This is a genomic window from Streptomyces sp. NPDC026538 (assembly GCF_055567535.1).
This window is the reverse complement of sequence record NZ_JBVHQG010000006.1, coordinates 223,061-243,028: the sequence shown is the minus strand read 5'-3', so window position 1 is coordinate 243,028 and position 19,968 is coordinate 223,061. Positions and strand designations below refer to the sequence as shown.

Below are 19,968 nucleotides of genomic sequence, written 5' to 3'. Positions count from 1 at the left end.
CGTTGAGGCAACGGCCCCGCTGCACAGCCCGACCTGCGCGGCGGACCGCCGCGGTCTCGTACCCTCGACCCGGGAAACAGGATCTCCGCACCACCGGAGGCGGACACCGCATGGGCAAGACCACCGTACGACTGGAGGCGGCCGCCACCCCGGCAGCCCCCGCTCTCGTACTGCGCCCCTGGAGCCAGGCAGACGCTGCCGACCTGGTCGGGCTGTACCGAGACGAGGCCATGCGCCGCTGGACGAGCTCAGCGGTGAAGGACGAGGCGAGCGCGGCACAGTGGATTGAGGAGCAGCAACAGGGATGGGAGACGGGCCGGCGCTTCGGATTTGCCGTCGTGGAATCCCAGGCCGCCGGCGCCGAGGGACGGCTGGCAGGTCACGTGATCCTCAAGAACGTCACCCCGCGCGTGCCCACCGCAGAGGTCGGCTACTGGACCGCGGCGCATGCACGCGGCTGGGGAGTGGCACCCCGGGCATTGCAGGCGCTGACGGGCTGGGCCTTCACCTCCTTCCCCCGTGACGAGCTGACCCGCCTTGAACTCCTGCATCAGGCGGACAACACGGCGTCCTGCCGCGTCGCTCAGAAGAGCCGGTACGAGCTGACCGCGCTGCTGCCCGCGGCACCGCCCGCGTACCCCCTTGCCGGCCACGTGCACGCACGGACGCGGGACCTCTGAACCAGCCGTGGCAGCGCTTCGCGTTGCTGCCGACGGCTCCCGCACACGCAACCGGGTTCCAGGAAACTGGTTCAGGAGGCGTAGGCCTTGCGTTCCTTGGCGTTCCAAGGGCAGGCGCCGGAGTCCCAGGCCTCGGCGAGCGGACCGGGTGGTCAACGTCCAGCCGGCTTGCACTGTCGAGACAGTGGTCGTCGTACGGCTGCTGACGCTCAGCGCGCACTTCGCGCCGACCTCGGGGGCGGTGCGGCTTCCTCCAGAAGGAGCTCCGAGAGGCTGTGGAAGCCGTCCTTGTCCGCGTCCGTCCAGTGCCGGAACTGACAGGACGGCGCGCTCTGCGGCGTCGGCATCGTCAACACGGATGTCCAGATGCATCTGATGGGGGCCCTGTTGATCACCATGTATGGAACCTGACACCCCGCCAGGCGGCGCCGGGTCACTCCAAGGTGACAACTCCGAGTTCGGAGACCTCAGGTCAGCGAACCTCGACGACAACGGACATCCCTGGCCGGTGTCCCGGTGCTGAGTGGCGTTGCGCTCCTCTGGGAGGATCTGGGCATGGCGGACTCACCTATGCAGGTCAATGCCCTCATCATCGATGCGACCGACCCGGAGCGGCTTGCCGCGTTCTGGTCCGAGTTGCTCGGCAGGCCGGTCGTGGGCCGTATGGGCCCGTACGTATGGCTGCGGCGAGAGAGCGGCCTCGGCCTGGGCTTCCAGCAGACCAGCGACCCCAAGTCGGGCAAGAACCGGCTGCACTTCGACATCTCCTCGCCCGACCCCGCCGCCGAGCAGCAGCGGGTCGAGAGGCTCGGCGGGCGCAGACTGCAGCAGTACGCCGATGGCGGGTTCCTGGTGATGGCGGACCCTGAGGGCAACGAGTTCTGCATCATCCCCGAGGGTGCGTTCGAACTTGACGACGAAGGGCGCGCGGACTACCTCGACTGACCGGCCTGTGGACGTGTACCCGAGCCCAACAACGTTCCCTACACGGAGGCACCAGGCAAGTCCCAAGTTCACTGCGTCTCGATCGATGAGAGACCTCCGGGAGCCACCGCGTGGCAGGACCGATGCCAAGGACGCCGCCGCCATCGCCGATCAGGCCAGATTCCGACACGATCTGCGCCCCTTACGCTCGGAATCACGGACTACGCGGGGCGCGAGGTCGGTCGGCTGGGTGACTTCGGGTCTTGTGGGACTCGCAGTGTGCGCAGTGTGCCTCGCTAGCCGAGTTTCCATAGCACCTCGGCGATGGTGGCCCGGTATGTCCGCAGCGCCTGCAGTCCGGCGGTGTAGCGATCGCGGTGACGGGTGATGTCCAGGGCCTGTTGCCGCGCCCGTGCGGCGTGCCAGATCTCGGCCGTATGGTGGCGGCGCTTGCAGGTGACGTCCGCTTCGGCGGTGGCCCGCTCCCGCTGCGTGTGCCGGGTGTTGCCGTCACTGCCCCGTTGCCAGGCGGGGTCCGTGTACGCCGCGACGGGGTCGGGATAGCGCGTGAATCCTTGTTCTGCCACACAGCGGGACCACACGTCCCACGCCGTACGGAGGCGCGGGTCGCGCTTGACCGCCTTGTTGACCTCGACCGCCCGGGTACTCGCGTAGAGCCAGTCCCGCTTGACGTCGATGCCGCGCAGCAGCCGCCGGCTTGCCTTGGCGTTGCAGCCGGGGAAGTCCGCATACTCGGCATTGGTCATCCGGCGGCCCTTCAGCCGGAAGGCCAGGGACTTGGCCGGGTCCCAGCCGTATCCCCAGCGGTGGGCGTCGGCGAGATCCAGGACGCCGTAGTCGGTGCCGACCGCGGTGGCGACGATGGGGTCGCTGGGGTAGCGGGGGTCGAGCGGGAAGTCCCGGTGGCCGCGCTCCGCCATGCACTGCCGGACCAGCAACGCCGATGCCCGCTGCGATCGCTGGTAGTCCTGCGGCGTGTAGCCGTAGCGGTCGGCCGGCAGGGGGCCCAGGTCCGACGCCGTACGGATCACCTCCGGGCGCCCGGGACCGGAGACACAGACCGCCGCCAGCACCACCACGACACCCAGTCGCCACCCCCGCCTCGTCATGGGAAGGGATGCTAGCGGGCCGCGTACAGCGGTCGGCCGTCGCCCCCGGCACTCAACCACGCACGCCAGGACGTCAAGTGACAGAGGGTTCGATCAGGCGACACCTACCGAGGAACTCTCCGGTCCGCCGTACCGCGGTCCTGGGGGAAACTCCGCACTCCGGTCTGATGTGCCGGCGGTTGAGGCATGGGCGCGCCAGGGCGGCGGCGCGTTCCGCGCGCCGCCGCCCTTGTCCCGTCTCCGAGCTGGGTCAGCTGCTGAAGTAGAAGTAGTTCCAGGTGCCGTACGTGGTGGTGTTCACGTTGTCGCCCGAGGAGGGGTCGATGTACGAGGTGCGCACCCGGGCGCGTACGCCCGAGCTCCCGGGGTGGCCGAGGTTGACGATGGACTTGCCGTTGGTGCCGAGGGAGAAGTACTCCGAGTCCGTGGTGTACCACTTGCCGCCCGAGTAGACCTGGAGGTCCAGGCGCTCTTTGCGGCCCTTGTAGTAGGTCATCGTGGTGGTCAGGACGGCGTCGGTGTTCTTGTGGTAGTAGCGGTAGCGGGTCGAGCCGATCGTGCCGGTGCGGTAGTACTTGGACAGTGAGCTGGCGGTCTTCACGTGCGCGTAGGCGGTGGACTTGACGGTCCGGCCGGCGTAGCGGGCGTCGCCCTTGAAGACGGCGGTCACGGCGGTGTCCCGGGACATGGTGACGGTGGCCGACAGGTTGCCGTGCGCGTCGGTCTTGGCGGTCTTCAGGAGCTTGTTCGGCTTGTCGCCGCCGTAGGGGTCGGCCCAGATCTCCACCGTGCGGTTGCTGTAGGTGGTGCCGAGGTGGGCGGTGAAGACGACGTTCTTGCCGTAGGTGTACGTCTTCTTGTTGTTGGTGAGCGTCAGGGCGGGTGTGGCGCGGGGGACGGTGACGGTGTCCGAGGCGGATGCCGGGGTGTGCGCGGCGTCCCCGGCGTAGGCCACCGTGTAGCGCACCTTGCTGCCGGCAGGCGGCGCGTCGGTGAAGGAGAAGGTACCGTTCGCGCCGAGCGTCCTGGTACCCAGCGACTTGCCCGACGGGGACAGCAGATCGGTGCGCACGACGTTCAGCAGCGTTCCGGCGGGCAGCTTCAGACCGGTCGTGAGCGCGCCCTTGACGGTGAGTGTCTTGCCGCGCGTGCCGGTGGACGGAGCATCCACGGTCAGTTTCGTGACGTACTTGCGCGGTTCGGTGACGGTCTGCAGCTGTCTGAAGTCCGTGCTCCCGGTCAGCACGAACAGTTTCGTGCCGTCCGCCGACCAGGCCGTCGAGTGCCCGCCCCACGGCATCCATGAGTCCGACAGGTTGCGGATGCTGGCGGGCGCGTCGGCGCCGCCGGGGAAGACGTAGGTGTCGCCGGTGTTCTCGGTGTCGAGCGCGGTCGCCGCGACCGTGCCGTCCGGGGCGACGCTGACGGTCTCCGGCTCGTCCTTGACCGGGTACTCGTGGACCATCTGAAGGTCGGAGAGCCGGTATTCGGTGACCGCGCGGTTGCCCGGGCCGGCCACGACGATCGACTGTGCGTCCGGGGTGAGCGCGCCGTCCCGGTAGAAGCCGCCCTCGTTCGCGGCGACGCGGATGACGGGGGTGCCGGAGGAGATGTCGTAGACGATGATCGGCCCGCTGCTGATGCCGGGGTCCAGGGCCACCAGGGTGGTGGGGTTCGCCGGGTCGGCGAACAGCCTCGGCGTGGTGGCGAAGTCGTGGTCACCGGCGAGGTCGAGGGTCACGGTGGCCGGGTCGGCGCTCAGGTCGACCTTGCCGAGCCCGGAGTCCCACTGGTCGCCGTAGCCGAACCAGATCCGGCCCTCGGTGAGTGCGATCCAACGCGGCGCAGTCCCGGCGCCGGTCGGGTACTCGGCGGTCTGCGTGAGCGTCGTGGTGTCGAACGCGACGATCTTGTCCGCTCCGGTGACCGCGGCGTACAGGGTGCTGCCGTCCGGGCTCAACTGGAGATCGGACACCTGGGGCAGGCCGGTGAGCTTGTTGAGCACCTTGCCGTTGTAGCCGACGACGGAGATGGTGTTGTCGCCGCTGATGTAGAGGTGCTGGTGGGCGCCGTCGACGACCGTGTCGTTCACGGTGCCGACGCTGATCGGCACGCTGGTGTCGGCGGCCGCCGGGCCGGCAGCCGACAGTACAGCGGAGCTGAAGAGGGCTGCCGTCGCGACGGCAGCCGGAAGTGTGCGGATACGCACGGTGATTCGAACCCCCCAAGGGCGTGCGGCCGTTGTGTGCGGCCTGTACCGGCCCTGTGGCCGGTGAGCGAAGATTAGGCCAGACCTCTGACACTCCACACGGCACCCTCGGTTCTACGCGGGCAGGGCGCCTCAGAAGGTGTGTCTGAGGCCTGCATGACAAAATAATCCGGCCTCGGACCGCTCCTGATTCCTGAAATTTGTGCAGTCAGGTAAGCCGAAGGGTCACGGGATGATCTTGGTCTCCTGAGCGCTCGTCGTCACCTCGCGGCCCAGCCGTCGCGTCCGCGGTTTAAGCGGCGCCCGTCTTGTCGTTGATCTGGAAGGTGATGACGTCGACTTCGTCGGTTCCCGCCAGATCTGGGTAGTGGCCCTTGAGGGCTTCCCGGAGTTGGGCTGCGGTCGTCAGCCCCTCAGCTTGCGCGTCCTGGCTGGTGAGGTCGCTGACCATGCAGTGCCTGATGCCGGTCACTTCTGCCGACAGGACGACTTCAGGGTCGCTCTCAAATACCAGTCCTGCCGGGCCGAGCTGCGCAGGGTCCCGCAAGCGGGTGGTCTTGGTCTTGGTGCCAGAGCGGACGACTTCTAGGTAGCGGGGGTCGAACCGAATGGTCGGGGGACCAGCCGTCTCGGGATCTTGGTAGAGCGAGGGGTCGAGACCGTTCATGCCCGCCTCCGGGGTCCATCGTTGAGCGAGTGGCATCAGGTCGGCGACGAGCACGGACCTGAGCCCCGCGGGAGTGGGCACGATGACGCGCATGGTGGGGTAGTAGTCCACGAAGACCTGCCGATCGCGCCCGCACGGGCCGATGACCCCGCGCCCGTGGTTTCCCACGGCGACGATGCAGCGCATCTGGCGGGCGCCCTGGGCTCGCGCGGCTCCCAGAGCCACGAGTTCGGCGCAGGGCCCGCCGGTGAAGTGGTAGAGGTTCACGCCGACGAACATCCGGTAGTCAGCGGCCATGACCGCGGCGCCCACCGTGTGGATCCCATCTTCGTCGGGCCCGGCGTCGGTATGCGCGTCTATGGTGCGGCGTGCCAGCTCCACGAGCTCACGCTCATCATCATCAAGAGCTCGTGCAGACGACGGGACGTACACCTTTTGACCTTCTCTTCCTTCAGCAGTCGCCCAAGAGCATTCCACGCGACGTGGGCCGACTCCACAGGGTTTCGGCTTACCCTGGCTGGACCCCTGGGTGGTGCTGTGGGCAGGGAGGCAGTGCCCGGGCTGCGTCTGGTCGTCGTCGCGGTCGAACGGGGTGGGCCGGGGTTGTGCCGGGGGTGCGGTGGGCCGTTGATGCCGTCGGCGAAGTCGACGGCGGTGTTCTGTGAGGCGGCGTGCCGTTCGAGGCACTGGCGGCGGATGCGTCGGGCGATGGCTCGGACCGGGGCGGTGAAGGCTGGCGTGACGGCCTCGTGTCCGCAGTGCGGAGGGGCGTGGACGGTAGGGGTCGACCGCCTGGTCACGGCGGTGTACTGCTCTCCCGCCTGCCGCAAACGGGCCTGGCACGCGCGGCGCACGCGGTCCGGCGAGGCGTGAGCCTGCGCGTTCGAGGGATGCGGGGCCGCTTCGGCCGCCGGGGCCGTACGCCTTTCTCTGCCGGGCGAGGCGGTCGGATGGTGCGAAGTGACGACTTTCCAGGGCGAGTTGGTGGCCCTGACGGATGTCGCACCCGGCGCTCGTGGGGGTGGTGTCCCGATGACCGGGATGGTTGGCGGTGTTACCCGGCAGCGCTACGACGAGCTGGTCAAGCTGGGGCGGGACTGGGTCGAGACGATGAGCAGCGTCCAGTGGCAGCTCGGGGACGCGGCCATGGAGGTCGAGGCGATGCGCGCCTGCGGAGGCACCAACCCGTCGGGGAGCGAGGAGTTGTTCACGGTCAGCGAGACGATCCGGATGTTCGCCGAGGACGTCGCCTGGCCTACTCCTCGGTCCGGGACTACCGGTGGGTGGCCTCGCGCCGGCCGAAGGAACACCGGCGGGCCGGCGTCTCCCACACCATCCACAAGATCCTCGCCTCCATCCCCGACGAGCAGGAACGGTTCGAGGCGGTGAACAACCCTCCGCCCAATCCGCGCGGCGGGCCCGCGCGCTGGACGCACGACAGCGCGAAGCGGATCATCGGCTGGAAGGTCGACACCCCCGAGAGCGTCCTGGAGAAGGTGGACGCGATCCACGACCTGGCCGCCGACGACCAAGTGGCCGCACGGGTGGCCACCGACTTCCTGCGCCGTCCGGCAGTCGCCTCGAAGGCCATGGCCGACCACACGGCCAGGCACGCCGTGAACGAGGCGTAGGTCGACCAGTTCCGCCAGCAGGTCCAGTACGGGTGGGAGGAAGCCGCCCCGCAGTTGGACCAGCTGCGGGGCATGGAGTACAACACCCAGTTCATGGACCTGGTCGCGGTCTGTACGAAGTTCACCGTCACCGCTGCAAGGATCGTGCCGAACCTGCGCGGCGCGTGGACGATGCGGGCTCGCCGCAACGCGCGGGACTGCGAACGCCTCATGTCCCACGCCGAAGCCCACGTCCAGTGGGTCTTCAGCACCCTCATGACTCGCCGCCTCACCCGACGAAACCGCCGGGCCGAGGCGCTCCCGGCTCCCCTCGCCGCAGCCGCCTGACGATCCCACCGGCCGCCGTTCGGTTCCGCGTCCACCGACGCTCAGCCGAACGGCTAACCCGATCACCAATCAGCTCCAGGACGCCGTGACCTGCGGAAAGAGGATGTGACACAGGCGCTCAGCGGTCACGAAGGCGCGGGCGGAGAGGACCGGCGTGCCTGCCGACGGCTTCATCCGGTGAAGCAGTCACGGCCCGGCTGTCCGGTGGCCGGGTGGTAGCAGGCGGGGAGCTCGGCCGGGACGGAGGCGGCGATCATGGTCGTGGTGACCGGTTGCTGCAGCGCTGACGACGTGCCTGGCCTGCAGGCGGGCTTCTTGGCCGGTGATCTCGATGCGGAACCCGGCATGCGTCGACCACGCGCGGATCCAGGCGGCCCGGCAGCTTGGACTGAGCCGGATCTCGGGTCGTGTGCCGTCTGCGGCGGTGTGCGACGCCAGCGTGACGGGATCCTCGCACGCGGTGGTGAAAGGGTCGCGGCCCTGGCAGGCCTTGAGTAGGCAGACGGACGGCCGGGGAGTCACCGAGGTGTCGCCCCGGCGGCCGGCGTGCACGATCGCGACGGGTGTGACCATCGCGGCGCACAACGCGAGGACGCTGGTCGTGAAGAGCCTGGGGTGCGCATCAACCGGGTTTGAGGCCTTCAGCAGGGCCCTGCGGGTGCGGGGGACCGGATGCCGGCCGTCCCCGGACCGTCTTGAACTTGCTGGTCATGGGGCTGGAGTGAGGCATTGGCCGTGTGCTCGTGCTGGTCGCGGGCGGTTGTCGGAGTTCAGGATTGTCTGCCTCGTCGATGATCGTGGATTCACGCATTCCATTGGTAGGAGATCTCCTACGTTTGGCGCGTAGGAGATTTCCTACCTATTGTGGCCGGCATGAACATCACCCACGCCTCCTTCGTCACCGTCCCCGTCTCCGACCAGGACAAGGCCCTCCGCTTCTACACGGACGTACTCGGCTTCGAGGTCACCGCGGACCTTCAGATGCCCCCCGGCCGCTGGCTCCAGGTCGCCCCGAAGGGCGCCCAGACCGTGCTCACCCTCTCCGGCCCCGGCATGGGCGACTTCACGCCCGGAACCGCGCGGGGGATCATGTTCGTTACGACAGACGTGGACACGGACTGCGCCAGGCTCACCGAAGCCGGAGTCACCGTGGACGGCCCGACCGACCTCCCCTGGGGACGCATGGCCGGCTTCCGGGACCCCGACGGCAACGGCCTGATGCTGCTCACGGAGAAGGAAGGCTTCTGACCGAGTGGTCATCCAGAGCGCCCAGGATCAGGGCGAAGACCAGGACCAGCTCTTCGCCGCCCTCGCGAACGCGACGCGGCGCGAGGTGCTGCGCCTGCTCCGCGACCAGGGCCCCCAGCCGGTCCAGGCGCTCGCGGACCACTTCGCCATGCGCCGCCCCAGCCTCTCGGAGCACCTGAAGGTGCTCCGAGAGGCCGGCCTCGTCTCCGAGGAACGCCAGGGCAGACAGCGCATCTACCGCTTGGAGGCCGCCCCGCTCGTCGAGGTACAGGACTGGCTCCATCCGTACGAGCGGTTCTGGCGCGAGAAGCTGAAGGGCCTCGGCGATCTACTCGACCGCATGCCGGACGATGAGGCATGACGATGTCCCAGGCGCCCGACGGACCCGATGAGGGCGACCTCACCACGATCAGGGTCGATCACTTCCTGGCCCACCCGCCCGCGAAGGTCTGGCGGGCCCTGACCGAGCCCGAGCTGATCGCCCAGTGGATGATGCCCGGCGATTTCCGCCTGGAGGTCGGCCACCGCTACACGATGACCGCCGTGCCCCGCCCCAACACCAACTTCTCCGGCACCATCCAGGCCGAGGTCCTCGCCTACGACAACGAGCGGATGCTGAGTGTCCGCTGGCAGGACGCTGTCGAGAGTCAGGGGAACGCCGCTGACTGGACCATCACCTGGACCCTGGAGCCGGAAGGCCACGGCACCCGTCTCTTCCTTGTGCACACAGGGTTCGACCCGGACGACCCGGCCCAGCGGATGGCGCACCGGATCATGGGCGGAGGCTGGCGTTCCTACGTCATCAGCGCACTGGAGAACGTACTGGAAACGTACTGACGGAGCCACCCGAGCCGTACGCGCGGAGCGGTAGGCCAAGCTCGCCTGTCAGCGCGAGACTTCGAGGTTCGTCAGGCTTGAGCTTGCGGTGCGGTGGTGTCACCACGCGCCCGCCTGTTTGAGCGCCCAGTCCCTGGCAGCCGGCGATGGCAAGAATCTCCACGGCCGGCCCGTGGGCCAGCAGCTTGACCAGGCCCGACTGCCGGGCATGGGTGATGTCCGCGAAGCTCGCCGATTCGGCTGGCCTGCAGAACAGCAGCCGCCCGTCAGCGTCGGTGACGACCATGGACTTCACGGCGTTCCGCTGTGACACGGGTTCAGCTCGGTTCGCACGATCCGGTCGGGCCGGTCGGGAGGCTGATGTCGTGCTGCTTCGGGCCGTCAGCTGGCCCGGGGTGGCACCGGCTCGCTGTTGTTCTCCGTTTCGATGACGTGGACGCACCGGTCGAGGGCGGCGGCCATGTAGCGGCGCCAGAGCGGGGTGAAGGGGCCGGCGAGGATCCAGCGTCGGCCGGGCAGCGGCTTGAACTCGTAGGTCCAGCGGATGAGTGTGCCGTCGCCGTCGGGGTTGACGTTGAACTCGCCTCGAGCTCCGGCCGCGAGGCGGGAGAGGATGTTGGTGAAGTTGGTCAGCTGGTAGGCGAAGCCGGATCCGGGCGTGTATTCGGTGAGTTCTTCGTCGGCCTGGGAGCCGTCGTCGAACTGCGGGTTCCTTCGGGCGCCCGCGTGGTCCCAGGCCTCGGTCTGGTTCTTCACACCGCTGATCCCGGGAAACGGGAAGACCGGGCGGAAGACGGTGGGAAGGTCGATGGGGGTCAGGATGCGGAAGGCATCCTGGGGTGCCCTGAGGGTTCGCTGCTGGACGGTGATGGTGACGGTCTTGTCGTCGGGCCTGATGAGGAGAGTGGTCATGGTTCAGCTCGCAGCGGTCGTGGTGAGGGCCGGGTAGTCGGTGTAGCCGCGGTGGTCGCCGCCGTAGAAGGTGGCCGGGTCGGGCTCGTTGAGGGGCGCACCCGTGCGGATGCGGTGGGGCAGGTCGGGGTTGGCCAGTGCGCCCATCACTGCGATCCGGCCCCGGTCGACGCCTAGTTCGCCGGCGTGTTCGTGCAGCCAGCGCAGGGCGGCGTAGGCGTCCTCGACCGGCGTGGGGAACGGATGCTCGGGGGCCCGGCGGTATTCGACCGACAGCATGGGCACCCCGCTGGCGGAGACGTAGCGCGAGACCGGTCCGTCGAACAGGTCGATGTGGCCGAAGATGTAGCCGCCGCCGTGGAAGAACAGCACCGCCGGCCCTGCTGCGGCGCCGGTCTTGGCGTACCAGCGCAGGGTGATCTGTGTGCCGTCGTCGGCGGTTGCGTGGTGCTCGGCGGTCGTGACGTCGGTCGGGATCGGGCTAGGTGAGAGAAGCGGCGGAGGGAAGGACGAGGACCTTGCCGGAGAGCGCGCCTTCTGCGGCCTCCGCGTGCAGCGCCGGCAGCTCGGTCAGCGGCACCCGTCGAGCGATGTCGACGTGCAGCGCTCCGGAGTCGACCAGCGTCACCAGCCTCGCCAGCTGCGCGGCGTCGCTGTTGACGAAGAGGTTGACGCCGCGCACGCCGCGTTCCTCGTCGGAAGGCGCGGGCATCCACACCGTGGTGTTCACCACGATCCCGCCGTCGCGGACCACAGAGGTCAGCGCGGCCAATTGCATCGGATCGACCGGCGCGAGGTTGAGCACGACGTCGACCAGCGCGGACAGCTCGGGGACCCCGTGGCCGAACACCTCATCGGCACCCGCCGTCCTGACGCGTTCGCTGCTGCGCGGTCCGGCCGTGGCGATCACGTGTGCGCCGGCGTGCTTGGCCAGCTGGACGGCGTAGCCGCCGACCGCGCCACCCGCACCGTTGATCAGCACCCGCTGACCGGCAGTCAGCTTGGCGTGGTCGAAGAGGGCCTGCCAGGCGGTGAGACCGACCAGCGGCAGCCCGCCCGCATCGGCCAGCGGGAGGCTCGCGGGCGCCGCCGTCAGCAGGCCGGCCGGTGCGAGCACGTACTCCGCCGCCGCGCCGGCACCGGTCATCGGCAGGAAGCCGACAACCTGGTCACCCGCCCTGACCCCGCCGGCGCCCTCGCCCAGCGCGTCGACCGTGCCCGCGACGTCGATGCCGGGGGTGTGCGGCAGGGTCACCGGGATGGGGCCCTGCATGAAGCCCGCGCGGATGTTGCCGTCGACCGGGTTGAACGACGTCGCGGCCACCCGGATCCGGACCTCCCCGGCCGCGGGGACCGGCTGTTCCACGTCCTCGTAACGCAAGACGTCCGGAGTGCCGTACTCATGGAAACGCACTGCTTTCATGACAAATACTACCTTTCAGGCAGAGAGAATGATTCGAATTTGAATCATCGTGAGACTCGGGCACGCCTCGAACTCGAGACATGCCTTCAGGTGTGTGAGGGACGACAGCCGCTAGGCGGCGGTCAGGAGCCGAAGCTTGCCGTGGCTCGGGGAACCGGGCACGGCGGTGAACACCAGGAGCGTCTGATGCTGCTCCGGATCCAACAGCATCTCGGCGTACAGCTCCAGCTCCCCCAACTCGGGGTGGAGGTAGCGCTTGAGGTCGTGATGATGGGTCACTCCCACCTCGTGCAACCGCCAGATGTTCGCGAACTCGGAACTGACCTCCAGCAGCGCCGCGACGATCTCGCCGGCCCTTCCTGTGGGATCCGCCGTGTACGCGTCCCGGATCTCCGCGGCGAAGACCCTGCCCCGTATCGGATGGTCCTCGACGGGGTACAGGCCACGAACCCGCGGATCACCGGTGAACCAGCGGTAGACCAGGTAACGGGACATGCCCGAGTACTGGGTGTAGTCACCGAGTAGGGCGACCGCCGGGGGCGTCTGCAGCAACGCCTCGCCGAGCCGTGACAGCACGATCGCGGGCATGTCCGAGAGGCCGGCGACGATCCGCATCATCGTGGGACCGATGTAATCGTCCCGCGGGATCCGCCGCGGCGCCGGGATCCCGCCCAGGATGAAGAGGTGGTCATGTTCGTTCTGGTTGAGACGCAGCGCCCGGGCGAGCGCGACGAGTATCCGCTCCGACGGCGCCGGACCTCGCTGCTGCTCGATGCGGCTGTAGTAGTCGGCCGACATCCCGGCCAGCGCCGCCACCTCCTCGCGCCGCAGCCCGCCGGTGCGGCGCCGCTGCCCGCGGGGAAGCCCGACATCCTCCGGCTGCAACGCCTCACGACGCGCACGGAGAAAATCCGCCAGCAACGCCCGGTCCATGGTCCGACCTCCTCTGTTCGACAGGACAATCTTGACGCGAACCGGGAACCGGATGAAGGGTGGTTCTAACCGCGGACAAGTTGTCCCTGGCTCGTGCTGCGACCACATGGGTTCGCCGAGGCGGCGGGTTCGGCGGTCGCATGTACGGTGACGTCCGATCCGACTGGCCGTGCGCTGGGAGCGACGCCTCGACCTGCACGACGCCTTCGTCTCCCTTGCCTGCGGCCTCATCTGCTGGAGACGCCTCAAGAAGACCCGCCCGTGATCGTGCCGCGGGCCTGCACGCCCAGCCGCGAACCCGCCATCGAATCCTCAGGCGGGGCGATCACCCAGCCTGACCGCCCAAAGCGATTCGGCGTAGCTGCCGGAATCGTCCAGGCCGAATTCTGCCTCCCCCAGCGCCTCGGCACCCGATTCGTCGTAGAGGACTACGGACAAAGGCGGGTTGAGCAGAAGCTTCTGGCGGCGGATGTCAGCAAGGCTCCTGTCCTGGCAGAGGAGGATTCGACCGATGCCATCCCGCAAGGTGAAGTCGGCCCAGATACGGGGTGGGGAGACATCGGCGACGTACGAGACGATCGTTCCGCTCTCGCCATCCCGGTGAAGCCGCCCGCAGTTGCCACAGACGTACAGCGACAAGAACGATGCTTCCACCGCGCGCTGCCGCTCCTGAGTGTCGAGATCGGCAGGAGCAGGCCAGGCGATCTGGTCGAAGAGCTCGTCAGGGACGAGCCGGAACTGCTGACCCGGGTTGTGGGAACCACTGAGGATGTTGCCGCATCCACACTTGAAGCCGCCCATGTTCCTCCCCCTTCGAAGCCGCTCTACCCGGTCGACACCGGGTTCGGCACGGAAGCTTTCCCGGCTGCGCACCCACCTCTACTTCTTTCGTGGCTTTCCCACTTGGCGTGTGCGACTTCGTGTCGCACTTCGAGGCGGTTGACCCGGCACATGTCGACGTCACAAGTCGTCCAGGCTCGCTGGGCCCGCGACGCACGTCCCGGTCTCGTCCACTACGTAGATGATGTCGCGGGTGCCTACCGTCCCCTCTGATGCGGCGGGCTCGGGGTCGATAACCGGGCAGACCGACTCCACTCCCCGGACGACCACCTTGTACCTCACAGGCCATGCGTGTTCTTCGGTCCAACCAAAATAGGTACCGCCGCCCCCGCCCGGCGTTCGGTCAGGGTCTCCCTCGACCACAACACCGCGCTCGCCGCATGACGGACAACCGAACACGTGTGCATTCCAGGCCGACTCGTTGACCAACCGCACCGGCAGTCCTTCGTCGCCGGAACCTCCGCACCCCGTAACGAGGATGGCAGTGATGCCCAGCGCGGCCAGCAGAGCGATACGTGGTCGTTTCACGCTCCGACAGGACACTGTGCCGTGACTGCCTGGTCTCAAAGGCCCCACGCTCGGACTCCCCCATGATCACGGATCAGGGTTGGATCATCGCAGGTCACAGGCCGATGAGCAACGGTCGGAGACTGCCTACCGGTTCTGCGGCCGGCGGCCGGGGGAACCGAGACCGGCGGCCTCCGGAAGTGAGGAGCTCCTTGTGCCCGCATGTCAGAGATGGCCTGGCTGTCTCGTCTCAGGCTGTGCAGACAGGTTTTGGGAAGAGTCCGCCTCGACAACAGGGAGCAGATGATGAGTGAGGAGAGCACGCACCAGGAGGTCGCGCTGATCACCGGGGCGAACAAGGGGATCGGCCGTGGCATTGCCGAGCAACTGGCCGCGCTGGGCGTGGCGGTCGTGATCGGGGCCAGAGACCCGCTGCGCGGCGAGGAGGCCGCTGCGGCGGTGCGCGCGGCCGGCGGCAACGCGCGCGCGATCACCCTGGACGTCACTGACCAGGCCACCGTCCAAGAGGCCGCGAAGCAGCTCGAGGAGCGCTTCGGTCATCTCGACGTACTGATCAACAACGCCGGAATCACCGGCTCCGGACAGGTGTCGCCCGAAGACGCCCACGACCAGGTCCCCAGCTCCGTCGACCTGGACATGGTTCGGGCGGTGTTCGAGACCAACGTCTTCGGGGTCATCCAAGTGACCAATGCCATGCTGCCCCTGTTGCGGCGGTCACCGGCGCCACGCGTCGTCAACGTCAGCAGTCACGCCGCGTCGCTGACTCTCACCAGCGATCCGGAGGGCCCCTTCACGGCACTGCTGCCGTCCGCCGCGTATTCGCCGTCCAAGACCGCGCTGACCGCCCTCACCGTGCAGTACGCCAATGAGCTACGGAGCGAGGGCATCCGGGTCAACGCGGTCGCCCCCGGGTTCGTCGACACGGACAGCAACAACCACACCGGGTTCCTCACGGTCGCGCAGGGCGCCACATCCGTGGTGCGCCTGGCCATGCTGGGCGCGACCGGACCGACCGGAGGGTTCTTCAGTGCGGAGGGCCCGGTCCCCTGGTGATGGTGACCCCGGACAGCTGCGGGGGTGTGGGTTCCACCGTCGAACGTGCGAGTGGAGCCGGAACGAGTCCGTACACCAGGGTCGGTCAAGGTGCCTACGAACAAGGAGAATCCGGCGTGACGAAGACAGAAGAGTTCCAGGAGCTGCGGCCGCTGTTGTTCTCGATCGCCTACCGGATCCTGGGCAGTGTGAGCGAGGCAGAGGACGCGGTCCAGGAGACATGGCTGCGCTACCAGGCCGCCTCCACCCGCCCCGGGTCGGCCAGGGCGTTCCTGTCGACCGTGGTCACCCGGATCTCGATCGACGTGCTGCGCTCGGCCCGCGTCCGGCGGGAGGAGTATGTCGGACCGTGGCTCCCTGAACCGCTGCTGACCGACCCGTACGAGGATCCGGTGCGGTCGGCGGAGCTGGCGGACTCGGTGTCGATGGCGGCCCTGCTCCTGCTGGAGCGGCTCACCCCGCTGGAGCGCGCGGTCTTCGTGCTGAGGGAGGTGTTCGCCTTTGGCTTCTCGGAGATCGCATCGGCTGTGGGACGGTCGGAAGCGGCATGCCACCAGCTCGCGGTGCGGGCACGCCGTCACATGGACGCGGGCCGGGTCCGGTTCGAGGCGGACGGGAAGGAACACGAGAAACTCGCCGAGCGCTTCTTCGACGCCTTCCGTGAAGGAGACGTCGACGGGCTGACCGAGCTGCTGGCCGCCGACGTTCACATGATCGGCGACAGCGGCGGCAAGGCCCCGCAGTTCAAGCCCGTCATCCTTGGTGCCGAGAACGTGCTCCGGGCGCTGGCCTCGTTCGTCCCGCTGGTGATCAGGAGCGGTGGCGTTGTCGAGCCGCAGCAGGTGAACGGCCAGCCGGGCGCGATCTTCCGCGACCGAGACGGCCAGGTCCTCAGCACCTGGGCACTTGACGTACTCGATGGGCAGATCCAGACGATCCGCACGGTGAACAACCCCGACAAGCTCGGCCACGTCGGCCCGGTAGCGGACGCCTGGCAGGCCCTCCGCGAGGCGAACCAGGCACGCCGGCCCGCGGATTGACCGAGGAACGGACCGCGCTCCAGCGCCGGGATCCCCGGGCTGCTGCGTGACCGCGAGCCACTGCCGGCCACGGTCGACGCCGACGACTGGGCGAAGCCGAGGCCCCGTCCTCCGACTCGGCGGATCAGACGCCTGCGCCGCCTGATCCGCCGGGTCGAGGATTCTGCCGACGAGCTCTCCGACGAAGTAGCCTGTGGCCCAGGACGTCTGTCCGCGCTGTCAGGTCGGGCCGACGGTCAGGGCACGATGTAGTCGGCGGCGCGGAACAGTTCGTACCATTCCGCACGGGTCAGTGGTACGTCCGATCCGAGGGCGGCGTCCGCGACGCGCTGCGGTGTGGTCGTGCCGATGACCACCTGCATCCGGGCGGGATGGCGGGTGATCCAGGCCGTCGCGATGGCAAGGGGCGGCACACCGTACTTCGCCGCCAGGCGATCGATGACGGCGTTGAGCTCGGTGTGGCGCTCGGAGCCGAGGAACGGTCCGTCGAAGAAGCCGGCCTGGAAGGGTGACCAGGCCTGCACGGTGATGTCGTGCAGTCGGCAGTAGTCCAGGAGCCCGTCGTCACGGCTGACCGACTGGTCCAGGCCCTGCATGTTGGCCGCGACGCCCTGCGCGACGAGCGGGGCGTGCGTGATCGACAGCTGGAGCTGGTTCACCACCAACGGCTGACTGACGTGGCGGCTCAGCAGATCGATCTGCCGGGGGGTGTGGTTCGAGACGCCGAAGGCCCGTACCTTGCCCGCCGTGGCGAGGTCGTCGAAGGCACGCGCGACTTCTTCGGGTTCGACCAGGGCGTCGGGACGGTGCAGCAGCAGGATGTCGAGGTAGTCGGTGCCGAGAGCCTCGAGCGAACCGTCCACCGACTCCACGATGTGTTCGTAGGAGAAGTCGAAATAAGGGCCTTCGCGGACGATGCCCGCCTTCGACTGGATGATCAACTTTTCACGCTGCGAGGAGCTCAGCCGCATCGCCTCGGCGAAACGGCGCTCGCAGCCGTGCAACTCGCTGCCGTACACGTCGGCGTGATCGAGGAACGTGATGCCGGCGTCCATGGCGGTGGCGAGGAGTTCGCGTACCTCGGCGTCGCTCTTGTCCTGGATGCGCATCAGGCCGAGCACGATGTTCGGGACGACCATGTCAGTGCCGGGCAGTTTGAACGTCTTCACGATCGGGTCCTTGTCCGTAAGTGGGTATTCGGTGCCGGTACCGGGCGCCTCAGGCCGCCGACAGGCGGGAAATCTGCTCGGGGGTGAGCTCGACGTCGGCGGCGGCCGCTGAGTCACGGATGCTTTCGGGGCGAGAGGACCCGGGAATCGGGACCACCACGGGCGCGAGGGCAAGCTCCCAGGCCAGGGTCACGCGGTAGACGCTGACGCCCACCTCGTCCGCGACCTGGCGGAAAGCGGCGTGGTGCGCCGAGAGTTCGGGCGCGTTCGCTATGCCGCCCAGCGGGCTCCAGGGCAGGAAGGCGATCCCTAGTCCGGCGCAGTGTTCCAGCTCGCGCAGGCTGGAGCGGAACCTGGGCGAGAACTGGTTCTGGACCGAGTCGAGGCGACCGCCCAGGATCTCGTTCGCCTCGTCGATCTGCTCCACGGTCGCGTTCGAGATGCCTGCGCTGCGGATCACGCCCTCGTCGAGCAGGTCACGGATTGCACCGATCGAATCGGCGTACGGGACGTGCGGATCGGGGCGGTGGAACTGGTAGAGGCCGATCGCCTCGACGCCCAGGCGCCTGGCCGACTCCTTGGCGGCGCGCTTGAGATGGGCCGGATCGCCGTTCACGGTCCAGCTGCCGTCGCCGGGCCGCAGGTGACCGCCCTTCGTCGCGACGAGTACGTCGTCAGCTCCCCGGCCGTAGGCGCGCAGAGCCTGGGCGATGAGCTCCTCGTTGTGTCCGACCTCGCCGGCGTCGCGGTGATACGCGTCCGCTGTGTCGATGAGCGTGACACCGGCGTCGAGCGCGGCGTGGATCGTCGCGATCGACCTGCGGGCGTCGGGGCGGCCCTCGATGGACATCGGCATGCCGCCGAGCCCGATGGCCGAAACCGTCTGTCCGCCGATCGTGCGTTGCTTCATCGGACGTCTCCTCCGGGGTGTGGAAGACAGGTGGTCGAGGTCTTCTCGTACCGAAGGCCTGCCTGGCCGAGCCTAGGAATCGATGATTCAGCAGTCCAATAGTTGTTGGTCATGGCACTGAGAAATGGAATCGATGAATGTATCTGCGTCCCACGCGATACGTGCTCGCGCTTGCCGACGAGTGTCACTTGACCGGGGCCGCGGAACTCGGAGAAGTGCGGCGGTAGGTCCTGTCGCGGCGCGGGGTGCGGGCCGCGGGGCGCGGGGTGTCGCGGTCAAGGACGGGGGTTTTTTGCAGGCACCACAACATCTCGCGACTCGGCGTCCTGACCCGGATTCCACCTCACCGGAAAGGCTGACCGCCACCACCCACGGCCGCGGCATGCGCATTCCAGGGGTCCGGGCTCCGGGCTGCGGACCGGGGCCTCGGCGCAGGTCGGCCGAGGCCGCACCGGTACGGTTCGTCACGTGGACGCTGACCTGGAGCTGGACGCGGACGGGTGGGAGTCGCGGCACCGGGCCGCGTACGGGCGCGGTGCCTGGGAGCGGGCCTGTCGTCAGGGGGGCCTGATGGTCGCCTGGCACCAGGAGCAGGATCTCCACTTCGGCGCACTGACGTCCCGGCGGTTCGCCTCCGATCCCGGCGCACGCGTGAAGTGGCCGTGGGGGAGCGGCCCACACACCCTTGGTCTGCTGTTGTGGCGGACCGCCTACGATGCCGGGATCCTCGTCGACGAAGTTCCCCTGGCCGACGTCATGCGCTACTGCGACCCCGCGGCCGCTCCTCTGGCGGCAGGCCCGATGCCCGACGCGGCCCGCGAAGGCGGGATCGGGGTGGGCAGCGTCGAAGCGGTGGCCGGGGTCAGACACGTACTGCTCGCCCACCTCACACCCGGTCTCCCGCGGTCCGCCCCCGCCGGAGTGCGGCCGACGGCGACGGTCGGCTACCGAGTCCGGGAACTCCTGGCGACACCCGACTGGGATCGCGGCGACTGGCCGGCGGTGATCGCGCTGGCCCGGCAGGCGATGCGGCGGGCCGACGCTCTCCGGGAGCGGGGGACATGGCAGCCCGGCGCCCGGGAACGGACCCTGTGCGGACGCATGTCCCTGGACCGGGAACCGGCCGACGGGACCGACGCGCCGGGTGGCCGGGCCCCGAGTTGGCTGACACGGGCAACGCACCTGGTCGGCCTCGCCGACGTCCTGTCCGGGGCCGCCGGGGGGATACCGGCTGACGACGGAGGCACCCCGGAGCCGCTGGCGCAGGTCCTGGACGCCACGGCTCGCGCCTGCGCCGGACTGCGGACCAGCACTGAAGAAGTACGGCTCCTTTGGGAGGCCGAGCCTCAGGAGCCGCGGGACCCGGCCGGCTGGGAGCTGTCCCACGTACCGGATGCGCTGCGGGTCCAGACTGAGGAGACGCGGGAGCTGGTACGGACGCTCTCCGTCTTCCTGTGGGTGCTGGCGTGCGCTTGACCGGCTGGTGCGCGTCACGCCTTGGCCGCCG

Annotated in this window: 22 protein-coding genes and 1 pseudogene; 10 read left to right on the top strand and 13 right to left on the bottom strand. The window is 68.7% G+C overall.

All coding sequences use genetic code 11. The features are described from left to right. Positions 1–110 precede the first annotated feature (110 nt). A complete protein-coding gene (locus ACZ4N4_RS24935) occupies positions 111–680 on the top strand; it encodes a GNAT family N-acetyltransferase (RefSeq protein ID WP_467592209.1) in 570 nt (189 codons plus the stop codon). A gap of 555 nt (positions 681–1,235) precedes the next feature. Continuing rightward, positions 1,236–1,625 carry a VOC family protein gene (locus tag ACZ4N4_RS24930; RefSeq protein ID WP_467592207.1) on the top strand — a complete coding sequence of 130 codons (390 nt, stop codon included), beginning with the start codon at positions 1,236–1,238 and terminating at the stop codon, positions 1,623–1,625. A 275-nt stretch (positions 1,626–1,900) separates the two neighbouring features. On the opposite strand, the gene ACZ4N4_RS24925 is transcribed toward ACZ4N4_RS24930, so the two are convergent. The 3 genes from ACZ4N4_RS24925 to ACZ4N4_RS24915 all read right to left on the bottom strand — a co-directional run bounded on the left by ACZ4N4_RS24925 (position 1,901) and on the right by ACZ4N4_RS24915 (position 5,991). After that, on the bottom strand, positions 1,901–2,734 hold the full coding sequence (locus ACZ4N4_RS24925; RefSeq protein WP_467592205.1) for a hypothetical protein: 834 nt from the start codon (positions 2,732–2,734) through the stop codon (positions 1,901–1,903). A 250-nt stretch (positions 2,735–2,984) separates the two neighbouring features. Then, positions 2,985–4,943 (bottom strand): YncE family protein, encoded by a 1,959-nt coding sequence (locus tag ACZ4N4_RS24920; RefSeq protein ID WP_467592203.1) that lies wholly within the window; start codon positions 4,941–4,943, stop codon positions 2,985–2,987. A gap of 292 nt (positions 4,944–5,235) precedes the next feature. After that, positions 5,236–5,991 carry an ASCH domain-containing protein gene (locus tag ACZ4N4_RS24915; protein ID WP_467592201.1) on the bottom strand — a complete coding sequence of 252 codons (756 nt, stop codon included), beginning with the start codon at positions 5,989–5,991 and terminating at the stop codon, positions 5,236–5,238. A 902-nt stretch (positions 5,992–6,893) separates the two neighbouring features. Here ACZ4N4_RS24915 and ACZ4N4_RS24910 point away from each other — a divergent pair. Next, positions 6,894–7,241: a DUF6192 family protein gene (locus ACZ4N4_RS24910; protein ID WP_467592199.1), complete on the top strand. Its 348-nt coding sequence runs from the start codon at positions 6,894–6,896 to the stop codon at positions 7,239–7,241. Between the two features lie 15 nt (positions 7,242–7,256). Beyond that, a pseudogene (locus tag ACZ4N4_RS24905) lies at positions 7,257–7,568 on the top strand (DUF6192 family protein); the annotation flags it as partial. 186 nt (positions 7,569–7,754) lie between these two features. Here ACZ4N4_RS24905 and ACZ4N4_RS24900 read toward each other — a convergent pair. Further along, complete coding sequence (locus tag ACZ4N4_RS24900) at positions 7,755–8,141, bottom strand: DUF2690 domain-containing protein (RefSeq protein ID WP_467592197.1); 387 nt, start codon at positions 8,139–8,141, stop codon at positions 7,755–7,757. Between the two features lie 300 nt (positions 8,142–8,441). Here ACZ4N4_RS24900 and ACZ4N4_RS24895 point away from each other — a divergent pair, with 300 nt between their 5' ends. The 3 genes from ACZ4N4_RS24895 to ACZ4N4_RS24885 are packed head-to-tail and all read left to right on the top strand — an operon-like array spanning position 8,442 to position 9,653. Then, positions 8,442–8,816, top strand: a complete 375-nt coding sequence (locus ACZ4N4_RS24895; protein ID WP_467592195.1) for a VOC family protein — start codon at positions 8,442–8,444, stop codon at positions 8,814–8,816. Positions 8,817–8,820: 4 nt separating this feature from the next. After that, positions 8,821–9,177: an ArsR/SmtB family transcription factor gene (locus ACZ4N4_RS24890; RefSeq protein WP_453574318.1), complete on the top strand. Its 357-nt coding sequence runs from the start codon at positions 8,821–8,823 to the stop codon at positions 9,175–9,177. A gap of 2 nt (positions 9,178–9,179) precedes the next feature. Then, positions 9,180–9,653 (top strand): SRPBCC family protein, encoded by a 474-nt coding sequence (locus ACZ4N4_RS24885; protein WP_453574471.1) that lies wholly within the window; start codon positions 9,180–9,182, stop codon positions 9,651–9,653. On the opposite strand, the gene ACZ4N4_RS24880 is transcribed toward ACZ4N4_RS24885, so the two are convergent. The 7 genes from ACZ4N4_RS24880 to ACZ4N4_RS24850 all read right to left on the bottom strand — a co-directional run bounded on the left by ACZ4N4_RS24880 (position 9,619) and on the right by ACZ4N4_RS24850 (position 14,289). Next, a complete protein-coding gene (locus tag ACZ4N4_RS24880) occupies positions 9,619–9,939 on the bottom strand; it encodes a hypothetical protein (protein WP_467592193.1) in 321 nt (106 codons plus the stop codon). The two genes, ACZ4N4_RS24885 and ACZ4N4_RS24880, sit on opposite strands and share 35 nt — an antisense overlap. 95 nt (positions 9,940–10,034) lie before the next feature. Further along, entirely contained in the window at positions 10,035–10,565 is a 531-nt protein-coding gene (locus ACZ4N4_RS24875; protein ID WP_467592191.1) for an SRPBCC family protein, read from the bottom strand. Between the two features lie 3 nt (positions 10,566–10,568). Next, complete coding sequence (locus ACZ4N4_RS24870) at positions 10,569–10,979, bottom strand: alpha/beta hydrolase (RefSeq protein ID WP_467592826.1); 411 nt, start codon at positions 10,977–10,979, stop codon at positions 10,569–10,571. Between the two features lie 67 nt (positions 10,980–11,046). Further along, positions 11,047–11,988, bottom strand: a complete 942-nt coding sequence (locus ACZ4N4_RS24865; RefSeq protein WP_467592189.1) for an NADP-dependent oxidoreductase — start codon at positions 11,986–11,988, stop codon at positions 11,047–11,049. Between the two features lie 111 nt (positions 11,989–12,099). Further along, positions 12,100–12,921 (bottom strand): helix-turn-helix transcriptional regulator, encoded by an 822-nt coding sequence (locus ACZ4N4_RS24860; protein WP_453574311.1) that lies wholly within the window; start codon positions 12,919–12,921, stop codon positions 12,100–12,102. A 312-nt stretch (positions 12,922–13,233) separates the two neighbouring features. Further along, entirely contained in the window at positions 13,234–13,722 is a 489-nt protein-coding gene (locus ACZ4N4_RS24855) for a hypothetical protein (protein ID WP_467592187.1), read from the bottom strand. Between the two features lie 159 nt (positions 13,723–13,881). Continuing rightward, positions 13,882–14,289, bottom strand: a complete 408-nt coding sequence (locus ACZ4N4_RS24850) for a hypothetical protein (protein ID WP_467592185.1) — start codon at positions 14,287–14,289, stop codon at positions 13,882–13,884. Positions 14,290–14,574: 285 nt separating this feature from the next. On the opposite strand from ACZ4N4_RS24850, the gene ACZ4N4_RS24845 reads away from it, so the two are divergent. After that, complete coding sequence (locus ACZ4N4_RS24845) at positions 14,575–15,342, top strand: SDR family NAD(P)-dependent oxidoreductase (RefSeq protein ID WP_467592183.1); 768 nt, start codon at positions 14,575–14,577, stop codon at positions 15,340–15,342. A gap of 116 nt (positions 15,343–15,458) precedes the next feature. After that, positions 15,459–16,382 (top strand): RNA polymerase sigma-70 factor, encoded by a 924-nt coding sequence (locus tag ACZ4N4_RS24840; protein ID WP_467592181.1) that lies wholly within the window; start codon positions 15,459–15,461, stop codon positions 16,380–16,382. A gap of 236 nt (positions 16,383–16,618) precedes the next feature. Here the strand turns inward: ACZ4N4_RS24840 and ACZ4N4_RS24835 are convergent, their stop codons facing one another. Together ACZ4N4_RS24835 and ACZ4N4_RS24830 are read right to left on the bottom strand one after the other, a co-directional pair. Then, positions 16,619–17,551, bottom strand: coding sequence for an aldo/keto reductase (locus ACZ4N4_RS24835; RefSeq protein ID WP_467592179.1), 933 nt, complete (start codon positions 17,549–17,551; stop codon positions 16,619–16,621). 49 nt (positions 17,552–17,600) lie between these two features. Next, positions 17,601–18,461 carry an aldo/keto reductase gene (locus tag ACZ4N4_RS24830; RefSeq protein WP_467592177.1) on the bottom strand — a complete coding sequence of 287 codons (861 nt, stop codon included), beginning with the start codon at positions 18,459–18,461 and terminating at the stop codon, positions 17,601–17,603. 468 nt (positions 18,462–18,929) lie between these two features. Here ACZ4N4_RS24830 and ACZ4N4_RS24825 point away from each other — a divergent pair, with 468 nt between their 5' ends. Continuing rightward, positions 18,930–19,937: a hypothetical protein gene (locus tag ACZ4N4_RS24825; RefSeq protein ID WP_467592175.1), complete on the top strand. Its 1,008-nt coding sequence runs from the start codon at positions 18,930–18,932 to the stop codon at positions 19,935–19,937. The last annotated feature ends 31 nt before the right edge of the window (positions 19,938–19,968 follow it).

What these genes read in the sequence shown, in the direction of transcription:
- ACZ4N4_RS24925 (WP_467592205.1), bottom strand. Translation starts at nt 2,734, where the DNA reads ATGACGAGGCGGGGGTGGCGACTGGGTGTCGTGGTGGTGCTGGCGGCG.
- ACZ4N4_RS24860 (WP_453574311.1), bottom strand. Translation starts at nt 12,921, where the DNA reads ATGGACCGGGCGTTGCTGGCGGATTTTCTCCGTGCGCGTCGTGAGGCG.
- ACZ4N4_RS24930 (WP_467592207.1), top strand. Translation starts at nt 1,236, where the DNA reads ATGGCGGACTCACCTATGCAGGTCAATGCCCTCATCATCGATGCGACC.
- ACZ4N4_RS24900 (WP_467592197.1), bottom strand. Translation starts at nt 8,141, where the DNA reads ATGGTCACACCCGTCGCGATCGTGCACGCCGGCCGCCGGGGCGACACC.
- ACZ4N4_RS24855 (WP_467592187.1), bottom strand. Translation starts at nt 13,722, where the DNA reads ATGGGCGGCTTCAAGTGTGGATGCGGCAACATCCTCAGTGGTTCCCAC.
- ACZ4N4_RS24880 (WP_467592193.1), bottom strand. Translation starts at nt 9,939, where the DNA reads ATGGTCGTCACCGACGCTGACGGGCGGCTGCTGTTCTGCAGGCCAGCC.
- ACZ4N4_RS24935 (WP_467592209.1), top strand. Translation starts at nt 111, where the DNA reads ATGGGCAAGACCACCGTACGACTGGAGGCGGCCGCCACCCCGGCAGCC.
- ACZ4N4_RS24845 (WP_467592183.1), top strand. Translation starts at nt 14,575, where the DNA reads ATGAGTGAGGAGAGCACGCACCAGGAGGTCGCGCTGATCACCGGGGCG.
- ACZ4N4_RS24885 (WP_453574471.1), top strand. Translation starts at nt 9,180, where the DNA reads ATGTCCCAGGCGCCCGACGGACCCGATGAGGGCGACCTCACCACGATC.
- ACZ4N4_RS24865 (WP_467592189.1), bottom strand. Translation starts at nt 11,988, where the DNA reads ATGAAAGCAGTGCGTTTCCATGAGTACGGCACTCCGGACGTCTTGCGT.
- ACZ4N4_RS24830 (WP_467592177.1), bottom strand. Translation starts at nt 18,461, where the DNA reads ATGAAGCAACGCACGATCGGCGGACAGACGGTTTCGGCCATCGGGCTC.
- ACZ4N4_RS24895 (WP_467592195.1), top strand. Translation starts at nt 8,442, where the DNA reads ATGAACATCACCCACGCCTCCTTCGTCACCGTCCCCGTCTCCGACCAG.
- ACZ4N4_RS24875 (WP_467592191.1), bottom strand. Translation starts at nt 10,565, where the DNA reads ATGACCACTCTCCTCATCAGGCCCGACGACAAGACCGTCACCATCACC.